17 protein-coding genes are annotated in these 15,326 nt (G+C 39.1%); 12 read left to right on the top strand and 5 right to left on the bottom strand.

Translation table 11 applies throughout. The annotated features are described in order from the left end of the window. Window positions 1-3: 3 nt before the first annotated feature. From GQR53_RS11455 to GQR53_RS11440, 4 genes are all read right to left on the bottom strand, one after another. Window positions 4-1,068, bottom strand: coding sequence for an HlyD family secretion protein (locus GQR53_RS11455; protein ID WP_002959152.1), 1,065 nt, complete (start codon window positions 1,066-1,068; stop codon window positions 4-6). A gap of 8 nt (window positions 1,069-1,076) precedes the next feature. After that, the gene (locus GQR53_RS11450; RefSeq protein WP_002959150.1) at window positions 1,077-1,544 is read right to left on the bottom strand and encodes a MarR family transcriptional regulator; all 468 of its coding nucleotides are present in this window, start codon (window positions 1,542-1,544) and stop codon (window positions 1,077-1,079) included. A 133-nt stretch (window positions 1,545-1,677) separates the two neighbouring features. Next, window positions 1,678-2,562: a fused MFS/spermidine synthase gene (locus GQR53_RS11445; protein ID WP_165743988.1), complete on the bottom strand. Its 885-nt coding sequence runs from the start codon at window positions 2,560-2,562 to the stop codon at window positions 1,678-1,680. Next, the gene (locus GQR53_RS11440) at window positions 2,555-3,178 is read right to left on the bottom strand and encodes a fused MFS/spermidine synthase (RefSeq protein WP_039488814.1); all 624 of its coding nucleotides are present in this window, start codon (window positions 3,176-3,178) and stop codon (window positions 2,555-2,557) included. Before GQR53_RS11440 ends, GQR53_RS11445 begins: the two co-directional genes overlap by 8 nt. Window positions 3,179-3,346: 168 nt before the next feature. Here GQR53_RS11440 and GQR53_RS11435 point away from each other — a divergent pair, with 168 nt between their 5' ends. The 12 genes from GQR53_RS11435 to GQR53_RS11380 all read left to right on the top strand — a co-directional run bounded on the left by GQR53_RS11435 (window position 3,347) and on the right by GQR53_RS11380 (window position 14,060). After that, entirely contained in the window at window positions 3,347-5,428 is a 2,082-nt protein-coding gene (locus GQR53_RS11435) for a TonB-dependent siderophore receptor (protein ID WP_165743987.1), read from the top strand. Window positions 5,429-5,580: 152 nt separating this feature from the next. Then, complete coding sequence (locus GQR53_RS11430; RefSeq protein ID WP_165743986.1) at window positions 5,581-6,234, top strand: thermostable hemolysin; 654 nt, start codon at window positions 5,581-5,583, stop codon at window positions 6,232-6,234. Then, the gene (locus GQR53_RS11425) at window positions 6,231-7,700 is read left to right on the top strand and encodes an AMP-binding protein (protein ID WP_165743985.1); all 1,470 of its coding nucleotides are present in this window, start codon (window positions 6,231-6,233) and stop codon (window positions 7,698-7,700) included. Before GQR53_RS11430 ends, GQR53_RS11425 begins: the two co-directional genes overlap by 4 nt. Beyond that, on the top strand, window positions 7,693-8,382 hold the full coding sequence (locus tag GQR53_RS11420; protein ID WP_165743984.1) for an iron-containing redox enzyme family protein: 690 nt from the start codon (window positions 7,693-7,695) through the stop codon (window positions 8,380-8,382). The genes GQR53_RS11425 and GQR53_RS11420 overlap by 8 nt, the downstream gene beginning before the upstream one ends. Further along, a complete protein-coding gene (locus GQR53_RS11415; protein ID WP_165743983.1) occupies window positions 8,379-9,149 on the top strand; it encodes an SDR family oxidoreductase in 771 nt (256 codons plus the stop codon). Before GQR53_RS11420 ends, GQR53_RS11415 begins: the two co-directional genes overlap by 4 nt. Before the next feature lie 21 nt (window positions 9,150-9,170). Further along, window positions 9,171-9,818, top strand: a complete 648-nt coding sequence (locus tag GQR53_RS11410; protein WP_002959134.1) for a hypothetical protein — start codon at window positions 9,171-9,173, stop codon at window positions 9,816-9,818. Between the two features lie 7 nt (window positions 9,819-9,825). After that, a complete protein-coding gene (locus GQR53_RS11405; RefSeq protein ID WP_024595841.1) occupies window positions 9,826-10,485 on the top strand; it encodes a response regulator transcription factor in 660 nt (219 codons plus the stop codon). A 26-nt stretch (window positions 10,486-10,511) separates the two neighbouring features. Next, window positions 10,512-11,825 carry an ATP-binding protein gene (locus GQR53_RS11400; RefSeq protein ID WP_165743982.1) on the top strand — a complete coding sequence of 438 codons (1,314 nt, stop codon included), beginning with the start codon at window positions 10,512-10,514 and terminating at the stop codon, window positions 11,823-11,825. After that, window positions 11,818-12,171, top strand: a complete 354-nt coding sequence (locus tag GQR53_RS11395) for a cupredoxin domain-containing protein (RefSeq protein WP_165743981.1) — start codon at window positions 11,818-11,820, stop codon at window positions 12,169-12,171. Before GQR53_RS11400 ends, GQR53_RS11395 begins: the two co-directional genes overlap by 8 nt. After that, complete coding sequence (locus tag GQR53_RS11390; protein WP_024595838.1) at window positions 12,158-12,898, top strand: hypothetical protein; 741 nt, start codon at window positions 12,158-12,160, stop codon at window positions 12,896-12,898. The genes GQR53_RS11395 and GQR53_RS11390 overlap by 14 nt, the downstream gene beginning before the upstream one ends. After that, window positions 12,895-13,611, top strand: a complete 717-nt coding sequence (locus tag GQR53_RS11385) for a hypothetical protein (RefSeq protein ID WP_002959122.1) — start codon at window positions 12,895-12,897, stop codon at window positions 13,609-13,611. The genes GQR53_RS11390 and GQR53_RS11385 overlap by 4 nt, the downstream gene beginning before the upstream one ends. Window positions 13,612-13,850: 239 nt before the next feature. Further along, a complete protein-coding gene (locus GQR53_RS11380) occupies window positions 13,851-14,060 on the top strand; it encodes a cold-shock protein (RefSeq protein WP_002959120.1) in 210 nt (69 codons plus the stop codon). A gap of 446 nt (window positions 14,061-14,506) precedes the next feature. Here the strand turns inward: GQR53_RS11380 and GQR53_RS11375 are convergent, their stop codons facing one another. Beyond that, window positions 14,507-15,217 carry a transporter substrate-binding domain-containing protein gene (locus GQR53_RS11375; RefSeq protein WP_165743980.1) on the bottom strand — a complete coding sequence of 237 codons (711 nt, stop codon included), beginning with the start codon at window positions 15,215-15,217 and terminating at the stop codon, window positions 14,507-14,509. Window positions 15,218-15,326 lie beyond the last annotated feature (109 nt).

Below are 15,326 nucleotides of genomic sequence, written 5' to 3'. Positions count from 1 at the left end.
CCATTAATAAATGTAGTGTAACCAGCTAATAAACCTGATTTGTGCAGAGCCAAACCATTGCCCAATTGTTGATTCTGGTAATAATTGTACTGTTGCACGTGAGCCACTAGGCATGTTTGCTATTAAGTCTTGATGATTTATCAGCTTTAAGTGAATGCGTTGACGCTGTGCATCACGCACCCAGCGATTACTGGTTTCTGTTGTACTTAGCAAACCATTAGCACTAAGTTGACCACTGCTAACGCCTGCTTCAAATGTTTCAAGTATTGCGTCGTAAACTTCACCTGGACGGCTATCAAATACTACGCGCGCTTGTGTGCCTTGCTTCATATTTGAGAGTGACTTTTCTCTAAAGTCGGCAACTAAATCTGCCTTTTTAGCGACAATAGCTAATAACGGGCTGCCTGCAACTGCGTATGCGCCGTTTAATAATTGTAAGTTAGCAACTACGCCGTCACTTAATGCGCGCACTTTTGTGTAGGATAAATTTAGCTCAGCTTGCGCTAACTGGTTTGCAGCGTGGCGCATGGCTAAGTTTTTGTTCCCTGAGTCACCTCTAGCTAAAACCGCTTCAGCTAACTGCGCTTCAAGGGCTGCAACATTTGCTTTACTCGCTTCAAAATTAGCACGAATGCTTTCAAGTTCTTGCTCCGATATAGACTTTTGCTTATAGAGCTTTTCGCCTCTGCTTTTTAATAGTTTTTGCTCATGCTGTTTAGCGTTTGCAGCACTTATTTGTGCCTCAAGCGCTTTAACATTGGTATCAAGGCGTTTATTTTGTAATTTGGCATCATCAAGGGCGAGTTGAGCTTGTTCTTTAGCTAAATTATATGGGCCTTCATCGATACTAAATAATATATCGCCTGCTTTAACTGATTGGTTATTACTAACTTGCACACTAGTGACTCGGCCACTAATTTGCGGTGATATTTGCACAACAGGGTGATAAACACGTGCTTGTGGTGTCACAGGCAAAACCATATCGGCCACTAAATAGTAAATAAATACTAAGATAAACCCTATGAGAGAAAACCTTACATAGCGTGCAAACTTTTGATCCGGTGTCATTTTTAGCCTTACTTATTAACTTGAATACATTTAAGGGCGTTTTGCTCCATTTTGATCAAACCAAATGCAATCGCATCTAGTTGCTCAACAGATAAACCGCTGTATAACTGATTTTTTATATCGGAAATAGTCTCTTGCAATGAATGTAAAATGGCATCACTTTGCTCAGTAAAATAGAGTCTTTTACTGCGCTTATCATGTTTGTCTACACGGCGAACAATTAACGATTGCTCCTCTAATTGCTTAAGTGTACGAGTCAGTGAGGGCATTTCTATCCCTAAGCTATTAGCAAGTTCAAGTTGTGTTAGTCCCTCACCACGCATACTAATATGCATTAGTGCAGTCCAGCGCGATTGAGTAAGTCCTAAAGGCTCAACCGCAATGGTTACCGCTTCGCGGCATAAGCGATGAACTCGGCCCATATTACCGATAACAGTTAAATCGAGTGTTTCGTGAAAAGGTTTGTGTGTAGGCATAGCCATCCCAACATAGTTAGCAAGCTAACTATTTTATCATTACTTAGCTTGCTAAGTAAATATGTGTAAGTGCGGGAAGTGGCAAAATATTTGCTAAACCTCACTTGTAAAAATGGTGAGGTTTAGCAGGAGTTTAAAAGTTAAGTAAATTAGCTGGGGAGTATTGATCGGTAAGTACTTTTGTATCTGCGGGCCAATCTTGATCGTTTTTAGTAAATTGCATAAATTGGCTAATTGCTTTTATGTCTATACCGTATTTTACTAATTTAGGGGCGAGAGCATTTACACGTGTGTTAATTTGCGCTTCGCTCGGCATTGATTTAAGTCCCGCTAAAATAATACGGTTACTACGATTTTCGCGACTTACATTTATAAAGTCGCCAAATACAGCGTGGTAAGTTGCCGACTCATGTTCATAAAGTTTACTACTTGAAAACGTATTTGCAGCTATAACACCGCCTTCGGCTAGTACGCTTTGTACTTCTTCAAAAAACTCTTTAGTAAGTAAATGCTCCGGGATATAGTCGCCGTTAAATGCATCCAAAATAATCCAATCATACTTTTGCTTTTTAATAGCGGCACGTTTTATAAAAATACGGCCATCTTGCACGCTTGATGTCACTAAATCGTTTTCTATAAAGTTAAAGTAATCGCGTGCAACTTTAGTTACTGCGGGATCTATTTCAACATTATGAATTTTTGCAGTGGGGTATAGCTCATGAATAACGTTAGAAAGCGTACCGCCACCTAGCCCTATAATAAGTACATTTTTAGGGTTATCGGCTACTAAAAGGCTCGCAAAAGTCAATTTTGTGTAATTAAAAATAAGTTTGTCGGGATTGTTTTTATACATACAGCTTTGGCTTGTTTGGCTACTTTTAGTATTAAATTTAAGGCAACGTAAGTCGCTCGTTTCTTCAACAATAATATTGCGATAAAGCGAGCGCTCTTCGTGGATAACTTTACTGCACGCAAAACCGGAAAATGCAATTAACGGCAGTAGTAAATATTTAAGCATGAGCAAGCTCCTTATTATTAGCCAAGGTATTAATTACAATCGCGACTAAACCCAGTGAGCCAAGCGTTAGAGCAAAGGCACTAATAATAGTATTTACGTCAAACGCGAGTACAAAGTAAAACGAGGTAATTATAGTACCCAGTGCACTGCCAAGCGTACTTACAAAGTATAAACGCCCAGCGACTTGGCCGCTTTTATCGCTATCGGTTACCAGTAAGCGCACAGAGTAGGGCGAGATCATGCCTAAAATAACGGTAGGTATAAAAAATAAAGCAGTTGACGCTAAGAGTGAGCCGTAGCGGCTATCTTCAATATGGGTAAATATAAATTCCATTATTGGCTGCGAAAATAATGTAATAGGCACCACCATAATGCTGGCTATTAAAAATATTAAACCATATTTGGTAAGTGATGCATTTTTAGTGCTGAGTTTACCGCCAAGTAAATACCCAAAAGATAAACTAAGCATAAATACTGTAATTATACTGCCCCAAATATGTACGCTACTACCAAAAAAAGGGGCGAGAATTCTCCCTCCTAAAAGTTCAATCCCCATAATGCAAAAACCGCTGCAAAAAGCTAAAAAGTAAATTAACGCGTTTGTTTTTATGCTCATGTAATTATCGTTATGTAACTTAAGTAGAACACTATACTAACGTGATGACACAGCAGTCGCTAGTGCATTAATTAATCGCTCAGTGATTTTTTAAAAAGAAGTTTTGTTATAAAGTAACACATGCTACAATTTTGTTATACTATAACACTTGCTTAGTTAATCAATCACATGAAGTACTCTTTAATTTATTTAGCCTGCCTAGGAATTAGTGCGCCCAGTATTGCCCAAGATCAAAAAGAAGAAATCGAAAAAATATCTGTCACTTATAAACAAGCTTATCGCGGTGATATTCCTCAAAAGCAAATGCCACAATCTATAGTTAGTATTAATAGTGCTGAGCTTAATAAAAAAGGAATTACTCAACTACAAGATGCGCTTGATTTTTCAGCTAGTATTTCACGTAAAAACAATAGCGGTGCATTGTGGGATAGCTTTTCTATTCGTGGCCTTTCGGGTAACGAAAATATGCCATCGGGCTATTTAGTTAATGGCTTTAGCGGTGGGCGTGGATTTAGCGGCCCGCGCGATGTATCAAACATTGAATATATAGAAGTATTAAAAGGCCCAGGCTCAGCACTTTATGGGCGCTCGGAGCCTGGCGGTACTGTAAATATTGTGACTAAAAAGCCACAGTTTGAGCCCCAAGGTGAGCTAAAATTAAGCCTAGGCAGCGACAGCTTTAACCGTGTTGAAGGCGATTACACAAACGGCATTAACGATACCACCGCGTTTAGAATAAATGGCGCATGGCAAGATAGTGACAGCTACCGCGATGAGGTATACACCAATAAAAAGGTGATTACGCCGTCTATATATCATCAAATAAACGCATCGACCAGTGTAACTTATGAGTTTGAATACGTAGATTTAGCTCAGCTATTCGACCGTGGTGTTGTCGTACTCGATAACGATTTTGACACCCTACCAAGCTCGCGCTATTTAGGTAACCCAAACGATGGAGATACGCAGGTTTACTCTCGAGGCCACCAAATTACGTTAAATCACGATATTAACGAGGAATGGTCACTTGTTGTAGGTGCAAATTATCGAGACTCTAGCTTAACGGGGTTTTCGTCAGATGCAGAACTTGCACCGTCACGCCAATCGTTATTTGACGATGGCCGCACACTTACCCGCCAGCAGCGCTATCGCGACTACGAAGTAGAAGATTTAAGTGTAAAGTTTGAGATAAGCGGAAGTTTAGATACAGCCGGCATTTCGCATCATTTATTAATAGGTATTGATGCATATAAATACGATTTGCGCACGGCGCTTTCTCGTTATCGTGGCGGTAATGGCACTTATACTATTGATATTTTTGAGCCTGATTATTCTGGTGAACGTCCTGCTGTTTCGCTACTTTATGAAAATGATGAAGAGCAAAATGCTTACGGTATTTACATTCAAGATCAAATAGATATCACTGATAAGTTTAAACTTTTACTTGGTCTTAGATTTGATAGCGTAGACCAAGATATTTTAGAAACCAACAGCGGTGTGTTTTCAACCAGTTCTGAGAGCCAAATAAGCCCACGCGTTGGCGTAGTGTACGAACTAAATAATACAATAACCTTTTACAGCAGTTACTCTGAAGGCTTTTTACCACTGAGCGGTACTGATGCAAACGGCGACCCGTTTGGCTTTGAGTACAGCGACTCGTTTGAAGTTGGTGCTAAGTTTGAATACTTAGGTGTAAACGGTACTGTGGCATTTTTTGATGCTTCTAAAAGTAATATGTTAGTGGCAGATCCTGTAAACGTTGGTTTTTCGGCTCCCATTGGTAAAGCTGATAGCAAAGGGGTTGAGCTTGATTTAAATACCTATATTACCGATGCAACAGCATTTAACTTATCGTACGCCTATATAGATGCCACCACAGCAAACGACATTATTAATGCCGATTGGGGCGTGCCAATAGAAAAAGGCAGCCCACTGGTAAATGTACCAAAAAACAATCTAAACCTTACACTTAGCCATCAAACAGCATTAATGGGTAAAGAGCTTGAATTTGGTGCAAGTTACCAATATACCAGCAGCCGCCTAGGTGATGCCGCAGATTTGAGCTTTAGACTACCAAGTTACCAATTGGTCGGCCTGTTTGGTCAATTAAATTTAACAGATAAAACAGAGCTAAATGTGAGCATTAATAACATTTTTAATGAAGACTACGCTCAAAGTAGTTACAACGCTTTGTGGGTTTATCCGGGGGCGCCTACGCAATTTAAAATGTCGATAGCTTATAATTTTTAATAGCTTAGCTTATTAAGCTTTTAAACAGTTTTCATCCTGAAGCGTCTTAATTTAATAATTAAGGCGCTTTTTTATTTAAATTAAGGTTTCTTAAGTTTTCTTTAAGTTTCGCTCGCTAAGTTACAAACATACACTTTATATGAGCGATGTTTATGCAATTAGCACACCTACCTTCATCACCCGTTTATATTCAAAATAACTCACGCTTTGTTAGTGCTCGCGTTAATGATGAGCATAGAAGTGCGTTAGAAAACACAGTTAAAGAAGGGTTTTTAGTCGCTTACAACGCCACGCTTACCTCTTTTATGCCATTACTTTGCCAATACACGACAAACGAAGGGCAATGCACATTGGGTTTAAGGCAAGCAACAGCTCCTCTATTTATAGAGCAATACTTAGCACAGCCCATTGAGCATTTTTTACCTGAGAACACACAGCGTAATAAAGTATTTGAGCTTGGCAATCTATGCTCTACACATCGCAAAGCAACGCTTGGGCATTTTATTGTTGTTAATGAAGCCCTGCAAAGTGTAGGAGCAAAACATTTAGTATTTTGCGCCACTAAAAAAGTACGTGCACTGCTGCGCTTATTAGGCGTTAACTGCACTGAAATTGCTGTGGCAAACAGTTTTGTTGTTGAGCATCCGCTAAGTTGGGGAAGTTACTACGCTAATCAGCCTACCGTAAGCGTTGTGAGTTTAGAGCAAGCTCACCAACAAGTATTAAATACCCCAATGCTTTATAGTTTGATGCAGCAAAATCACTCAAATATCAATTCTTTGGTAAATGCGTTGGTGAATGTATGAATTACTATAATACCCATGCAATATCGCCATTAATTATTGCCCATAATAAAGAGCAAACACTTGAAATTAACGGTGATGAGTTTAACCAGCAAATACAAAAAGTAGTAAAAATACTACATAGCTTTAACGGCAAATGTATCGCTTATAAGCTCGATAATACGCCAGCTTGGCTTGTTATTGATGCCGCTGCTGCAGTTTCTAATAAAGTGGCTGTGCCAATTGCTCACTTTTTTAGTGAACAACAAACTCAATATGTACTAGCTCAATGTGGCGCTAATGTATTTATGAGCGACACACTAAACCCTTTATTTGGGGAGCCGGCTGCATCAATTACTTTATTTGAGTGTTACACATTATATATTTACGAAATCGTTGTAGCTAACCCCGGCAGTTATTTTCCAGATACTCAAAAAGTAACATTTACATCAGGATCAACCGGGCAACCAAAGGGCGTGTGTTTATCTGCAAAGAGTCAAATGCAGGTAGCGCAATCTCTGTGCGATAAAATTAACATTAAAAAGCCTGTTCATTTGTGTTTATTACCACTTGCTGTATTGCTTGAAAATATAGCCGGTGTGTATGCCCCTTTAAAAAGTGGCGGTACAGTGCATTTAATGCCGTTAAATGAATTAGGCTTTGTTGGTACTGCATTAAAACAGCCCGCACAGCTTATAGCTGCTATTGATAAAGTTAAGCCAAATACGCTTATTTTAGTGCCTGAACTATTAGCATGCTTAGTTACTTTTGCAGAAGATGGGTGGCAACCGCCTAGTTCGTTACAGTTTATTGCCGTAGGTGGTGCGCTTGTCAGCGAAATGCTATTAACCAAAGCGCGTAGCTTAAATTTACCGGTATACCAAGGCTATGGGCTGTCTGAGGCGGCATCTGTAGTTAGTTTAAATACACCCACAAACGATAACCTTCACAGTGCAGGCTCTGTGTTACCTCATATTCAAACCAAAATTGAAAATGGTCAGCTTTTTATAAAAGGCGATTTGTTTTTAGGTTACTTAAACCATCAACCTCACAACAAAAACCAGTGGTATGCAACCGGCGATCTAGTCGAGCAGCGTCAAAATACTTTATTTATTAAAGGCCGATTAAAAAACCTAATTATTACCAGCATGGGTCGTAACATCAGTGCCGAGTGGCCTGAATCACTATTACTCAGTCAAAGCGGTATTTTACAAGCCGTTGTGTTTGGTGAGGGGCGACCTTTTCTCAGTGCCATTATTTACGCCGATACAAAGCTAAGTAACCCAGTGTTAGCGCAGTACATTAACGAAATTAATAAACAACTACCCGACTATGCACGAATTCAAAAGTGGCATCGTTTAGCTGCCCCATTAAGTGTGCAACAAAGATTATTAACAACAAATAATCGCCCAAAACGAGATGCCATAAGTAAGCAGTACCATGCTGTGTTTGAGCAATTTTACCGACTTGGAGAAGTAATTAATGAGTGATTTTTTTAACATCCTTAAAGAGCAAACTAAACAAGAGCAAAACTATCTGCTTGCAGCGCCTATTATTCAGCGTGTTTTTAAAGGCGAAGCATCACTTGAAGAATACGCCTCGTTTTTAGCGCAAGCGTATCACCATGTTAAGCACACCGTGCCATTAATGATGTCGGTTGGTGCGCGATTAACCGACGATCAAGAATGGCTGCGCGAAGCCGTCGCAGAATATATTGAAGAAGAGATTGGTCATCAAGAGTGGGTACTTAATGACATTGCAGCATGTGGTTTTGACAAAGAAACAGTACGGTGTAGTCAGCCGCAATTTGCTACCGAAATGATGGTGTCGTATGCGTACGACTCCATTGCACGTAAAAATCCGTTGAGCTTTTTTGGCATGGTGCATGTGCTTGAAGGCACTTCTATAGCGCTTGCTGATGGCGCGGCTTCAAACATTGCAAATGCTGTGGGCTTACCTAAAAAAGCATTTAGTTATTTAACCTCTCACGGCGTGCTTGATATAGAGCATGTAAAGTTTTTTGAAAACCTAATGAACCAAATAACAGACGAGGCGGATCAGCAAGCCATACTTCATGGTGCAAAGTGCTTTTATCGTTTATACGGCGATATATTTCGTGGACTCGATGACGAACCATTTTTTAAAGCACGTGTACAAGGCAAATTGGTATGAGTAGTTCTTTGTGTGTGCTCACTGGTGCAACAGGCGGAATAGGGCAAGCGATTGCTAAAGCCCTATATGCAAAAGGGTGGAAGTTACTGCTTGTAGGGCGAAATACCCAAGCCCTTGAAAAACTGAGCCGTGCATGCCCAGACAGTGAAATATTTACGGGCGATTTAACCGACGATACAGCACGTATTAACCTAGCAATAAAAGCCAAGCAACTCGGCGGCGTTAAATTACTTATTAATAACGCAGGTATAAATACAATGCAAAGCCTTGAGCACACAAGTAATGAGCAAATAGATAATATGCTCATTACTAATTTGTCGGTGCCTATTAAATTATGCCAGCTATTTTTAGGGCAGTTAGCGTATACCAAAGGCACTATTGTTAACGTGGGATCATCGTTTGGCAGTATTGGCTACCCGTTTCAAACGCTTTATTGCGCCAGTAAATTCGGTTTACGTGGCTTTACAGAAGCGCTCTCTCGTGAGCTTAACGGCTCAGGCATTAAAGTGACCTATTTAGCACCAAGAGCAACAGATACATCTATTAATAGCAGTAAAGCGCGGGCAATGAATAAAGAGCTCGGCAATAAAATGGACTCGCCAGAATTAGTTGCTCAAGAGTTATTAGCACTTATAAGTTCAAACCAAACAAGGCGCTTTATTGGTTTCCCTGAAAAATTATTTGCACGCATAAATGGCGTATTCCCAAGCGTTGTTGATAACGCTATTGCAAAGCAACTTCCTAAAATTAAACGTTTTTTAAGTTAACAAACACACAAGGGCAAAATTATGTATAAATTTACACTCACATTTTATTTAATACTAACCTCTGTATTTGCAACTGCAGTACACGCAGATGAAGCGCAAGACTTAACCGATATTCAACAAAAGTGGGCAATTGCTAATTACGAACTTGAAGACGATGCGCAAATAGACGCGTTTACGCAACTAAGTGAGCAAAGCGCATTATTTGTTAAAAACTATCCAAGCTCAGCGCAAACACATATTTGGAATGGCATTGTGTTAGCTAGTTTTGCTGGCGCAAAAGGGGGCTTGGGCGCACTTGGTTTAGCAAAAGAAGCAAAAGCGTCACTCGAAAATGCACTCTCGATTGATGGCACTGCATTAAATGGCTCAGCTTACGCAAGCCTTGCAACGCTTTATAGCAAAGTACCTGGCTGGCCAATTGGTTTTGGTGATGACGACAAAGCTGAAAAATTATTTAAACAAGCGCTCGCTTTTAATCTCGAAGGCATTGATACTAATTACTTATACGGTGAATACTTGTATGACGAAGGCGATTATAAACAAGCTAAAGCACGACTACTTGTAGCACAAGCTGCTGGGATTCGTGATACTCGGGCAAAAGCAGATAAATATCGTCAACAAGCAATAAGTCAGCTATTGGCAAAAGTAGATAAAAAATTAAAAAGATAAACACATAATGCATTTATTACTCGTTGAGGACGATCATTTAGTGGCGCAAGGGCTTATTCGCTCTTTGCGCCAAGAGGGCTACAGCGTAGAGCACAGTGGCACAGTAAAGCACGCCTTAGAGTGCCTTTCTAGTGGTGAGATTGAGCTTGTTATTCTCGATTTAGGATTGCCTGATGGCGACGGCTCGCAAGTTTTAAAGCATATTAAAGCGCAAAAAAAAGTTATTCCTGTGGTTATTTTAACTGCTCGCGGCAGTATTGACGACAAAGTCCAAGGGCTCGATATGGGGGCAGATGATTACCTTGCAAAGCCGTTTGACCCTGCTGAGTTATTTGCTCGATTACGTGTAGCAAGCCGGCGCATTAACCAAACTCAGTCAAGCTTATTGCGCTGTGGTGATGTAGTAATGGATACCTCTGCTCATACAGTTAAACTAAGTGGGCAGTCACTTACGCTACCGCGAAGAGAATACATGCTTTTAAAAGCGCTGATGGAAAATCAGGGAAGGGTACAATCAAAACAACAACTCGAAAACAAACTTTACCAATGGGGTGAAGAAGTTGGCTCTAATGCCATAGAGGTGCATATTCATCATCTTCGTAAAAAATTCCCTAGTGATTTTATTAAAACCTTACGTGGCATTGGCTACGTGGTTGGTAAGCGTTAGAGTGTATTTGTTTTTCGAGGTTGAAAATGTCTATTCGTAAACGTCTGACCTTAATTTTACTTTCAATGATGGTGCTAACTTGCTTTTTAGCATTAGTAAAAGGCTATCAAAAAAGTATGCACCACGGCGAAAGTTTGCTTGATGATGAACTTAAAATAGTGGCTGGCGTTTTAATTGAGCAACCATTGGCACTAAGCACAGATGCAGTACAAGTAAATAATAATAGCGCTCAGTTGTTGTATCAAATTTGGCAAAATAATAATTTACTTAGTGGCTCATCGAGTTTAACGAATAACCAAATTAGTTTTAGCGAGGGCTTTCAAACGGCCAATCTAGCAGGGCAGCGTATGCGGGTATTTGTGATGAGTAAAAACACCCGTAAAGTCATCGTTGCTGAACCTATGGCAAAGCGTTTTGAATTAGCTGAAGCCGTTATTTTATCTGCAATGTTACCTATGCTATGGGCAGTCCCTCTGCTTGCTATTTTTATTAGCTTTTTTGTTAAATACGCATTAGCCCCTCTTACTCGATTATCTAAGCAGTTAGCGTCTCGCCAAGCGAACGACTTTACGCCAATTAACTGGCAAGTAACCGACGAGGAAATTAAACCGGTTATTAATCGTTTAAACGACTTATTTAAACGCGTAGAAACTGCCTACTTACGGGAGCGCTTTTTTGCCTCAGATGCAGCTCACGAATTACGTACCCCACTTAGTAGTTTAAAAATTAATGTACATAATTTGGCTAATAAACAAAGTAATCTGCAAGACCATCAAGAATTACAAGCTATGTCGCAGGGCATTAATCGCTTAAGTAATATTGTTGAACAAATGCTAATTTTAGGGCGCACTCAGCCTGAACAATGGCAGAGGCAATTTAGTGAACAATCATTGCTAACGATTACTCAGCAAGTCGTATCGGAGCAATACGACAAAATAGATGAAAAAAACCAAACCATTAGTCTTGAAGGCGATGATTTTGTAATTAATGGTGATGAGTTTACATTAACCACACTTATCGCTAATTTACTTAGCAATGCCATAAAATACACACCTGATAATGGTCAGATTATAATTAAATTAGCATCAAGTAATAACGGCTTTAGTTGGCAAATTGATGATTCTGGTGCGGGTATGACTGAAGAACAAAAAGAGCGAATATTCAATCGTTTTTATCGAGTAGGAGGTGATCTGCATCCATCAGGCGAGCAAGGTGCTGGTTTAGGTATGGCGATTGTGCAACATATAATTGCTATTTATGGCGCAAGTATTCATTTAGCGAATAGCCCTTTAGGCGGACTAACCGTTAAGGTTACTTTTACAGGAGTAAAAAGTGACTAAACGTTTATTTAATCGGTGCCTTTGTTGTTTGCTATTTTTGTCGTTTAACGCGGCGAGTAAAGAGTACCTTATTGTTTTGAAAGATCACTTGTTCTACCCCTCACAAATTACCATTCCCGCAAATAAAAAAGTAAAACTATTGATAGAAAACCAAGATAGCACACCAGAAGAGTTTGATAGCTTTGATCTAAACAGAGAAAAAGTACTCTACCCAAACCGTAAAAGCATTATTTATATAGGGCCGCTTAGTAAAGGGTATTACGAATTTTTTGGTGAGTTTTCGCCCAATACAGCAAGGGGCGTTGTAATAGTTGGTGATGAGGAGGCGAAGCATGCTAATAACTAGTTTAGTCATGAGCCTTAATCAATTGCTACCTGTGGCTATTTTATTAGTGCTACTACAAGTAGTTAAAAAACAAAGCGCTTTAAAAATAGGATCTGCTTTATTAATTGGCGCGCTCATGTCGTTTTTGTACATGCAAAGTGCGTCGTGGGTGAGCCAGTGGTTTGAACACCAAGGGCTAGAGTACTCACAAATAGGGCTATGTATTACTATATTTATAGCCGTATTAGTATTTGCAATAAAACAAAAATCAGCGGCTTTTTATATTGCTGTTATAAGCACAATAACATTGTATTTAAGCCACTATATTATTTACCTCACCAGTTTTTGGCAAAGTAATGATGCAGGGCAAAGCTTATTTATTGGCACTTTATTAGGTGTTGGAATTTGTTTAAGTTTTAGCGTATTGCTGTACTTTTTAATGAATGCAATTAAGCACCGCTTTGGTATGTATCCGCTTTTTACTTTGCTTGCTTTTAACAGCGCGGCTAAGTTATTAGTTGCACTGGATTTGGCAAGCCAAATAGACTTAATTACCAACACCGCAACCGTGTGGGATTTACGCGATGTTTTAAGCGAAAACTCTGAACTCGGGCGCGTACTGCGCGCCCTGGTTGGTTACGAGGCTACCCCGGATCTAATGAGTGTACTTATATATAGTACAAGTAGCGTGATATTTTTATCACTTTGTTATGTTATTTCGGCTTCAATTTCTAAGGAACGTGTATGAAAGCACTCAACCTATATTTAGCGCTTAGCTTTACCGTTTTTTGTTTGTTGGTACTTTCAACCCCAGCAAAGGCCGATGGAATTGTTGTTGATAAGGTATATCACCCCTATGTTTTACCTTTTGAGCGAGAGTTTGAATGGCGGTTAGTGTCGCACCAAACAGATAGTGGCAACATACTAGCGCAGCGTTTGGGTGGTGGCGGTGCTATTAACGATACAATGGCACTAGAAGGCTATTTAGTTGGTGAGCGAGATGACAACGGCGACTTTGGTTTAGAAGCTTATGAGCTTGAACTACGCTGGCAATTAATTGAGCAAGGTAAATTATGGGCTGATTGGGGGGCATTATTTGAGCTTGAAAAAAAACATAATGAAGATGTGTATGAAGCAACTTCGGGTTTTGTGATCGAAAAAGAGTTTGGCAAAACAAGCTTAACTATGAATGCTTTTTTGGTTTACGAGTGGGGGCAGGATATACAAAATGAATGGGAAAGCGAGTTTAGAGCGCAATATCGCTATCGCTACCGTTCTGCTTTTCAGCCATCTATTGAGGTGTACGTAGGAGAAGACTTTGTAGGCATAGGGCCTGGGTTTATAGGTTTGCAGCGTTTCGATGGACAAAAGCAGTTAAAATGGGAAGCGGGTTTCATCACTGAGATAAGCCAATCAGAAAAAAATCATAGTTTTAGGCTCGCATTAGAATTTGAATTTTAATAACCAATGAAAGCGGTTTTGGTTGTTTATCATTCTGATTGTAGATAGGTACTTGACATATTTTAAAAAATCTATATAGTGGGCAGCAGCTAGAAAGAAAGCATGTAAGCTATAAATCTCCATTTCGATGTTGTATAAGTAATACTTGTAGTACCGTCCTGAAGTTTTTAAAGTACCATCTCATTTTTTGCTACACCCGCTCTTATGAGCATATTTTTATTTTATATCAGGATATTACAATGTCTAACATCGTATCAGGTACAGTTAAGTGGTTCAACGAGTCTAAAGGTTTTGGTTTCATCGAGCAAGAAAATGGCCCAGACGTTTTCGCACATTTCTCAGCAATCAAAAGCGAAGGTTTCAAAACTTTAGCTGAAGGCCAACGTGTAGAGTTCACTCTTTCACAAGGTCAAAAAGGTCCACAAGCTGATAACATCACAGCTGTATAATTTTACTTTTTAAGTAAAATGAAAAAAAGCGCTTAAGGCGCTTTTTTTGTGTCTGAAATTTGACATAAACCAAGCAACGCCTGTTATTAGCCCCTCCTAGTATTTGTTTTTCTATTCTTCTAAGCCATTCTTTTAAGCAATTGTGTTAATGCAAGTGAGTTTAAGCTTGTGATTAATACCGCCCATTTCTCTTCTTATAATTTTTTAAAAAGAAAATAGATCTAATTCTTGGCTCATATTTACAGTAATGCATTAGCTGGGACCTTTGACTATAAAGTGGGAAAGGTGCTGTAAGGCTGCAAAAATTACCTATTTGTGCGCATGCTAAATTGCATCGTATTTAATAAGTAAGTAGTTGTGTGTCATAAAGCGATTTAACAAAGAATATAAAAAGTTAAAAATGAAAGATGATTTTGTCGCCCATAAGCATACTTACCTTCAATGATTTATCTTTCATAAGGGAGCCCTTTTATTTGCTTTATTTTTAAAAATGCAGCTTGCAGTGCTTCTATTAAATGCATATCTGTTTTTTTATTCGCAGCTAAATAAGCATCAATTGTTAGCTCATTAATTTTATAAACAAATTTTAAGTGACCTGGTTCAAGCTTTAAATAGTCACTCATCTGCTGCATATATAAAGGATCGTCTACAATTAAATCTACTTTTTTAGCTAGTAGTAAAGAGTATGACTTTTGAATATCAGAGGTTAAAACAACTTCAAAGCCTAGTTTTGCGAGGGTTTGTGTTGAAAAGTCATTGCGCTGCATAGCAATTTTATACACTTTTGCTTGTTCAGTATTGTTTATAATAAGATCATCACGCTCTGATAGACCAATAAAGCCCAGTTCGAAACGTCCAACAGGCCCAATCCAATAAAATTTATCTTCTCGCTCTACAGTACGTGCAAGGCTGTATATAAAGGTGTTTTTAAGTTCAACTGCAATTTTATAAGCACGTGCCCAAGGGTACATTTGAATATTCGGCGTTAGATCAGCCTCAGCAAATATATCTCTGATAAATTGAGTACCTTCACCTGCTACCTCACCATTAATCAACACCTGATTTGGCGGTGCTAACTCTGTAACAACAAGGATGGGCTCCTTTGCTTGAACATATACAGAACAAATTAAAAAAAGAGAATAAAGAATATATTTCACAATAGCGGATCGTTAATCGGTTAGCTTAAGTGATATAAGTGTGGCTGAAAATACGAAAAAGAGGGCGTTCAGAATTCTGTGTCAGCCTAAGTTGCTAAATATCTAGCAC

The organism is Pseudoalteromonas sp. Z9A6 (assembly GCF_011378805.1).
In the GTDB taxonomy this organism is placed as follows: Bacteria; Pseudomonadota; Gammaproteobacteria; order Enterobacterales; family Alteromonadaceae; genus Pseudoalteromonas; species Pseudoalteromonas distincta.
Note: the sequence above shows the minus strand (reverse complement) of the source record. Positions and strands in the feature narration are given on the sequence as shown.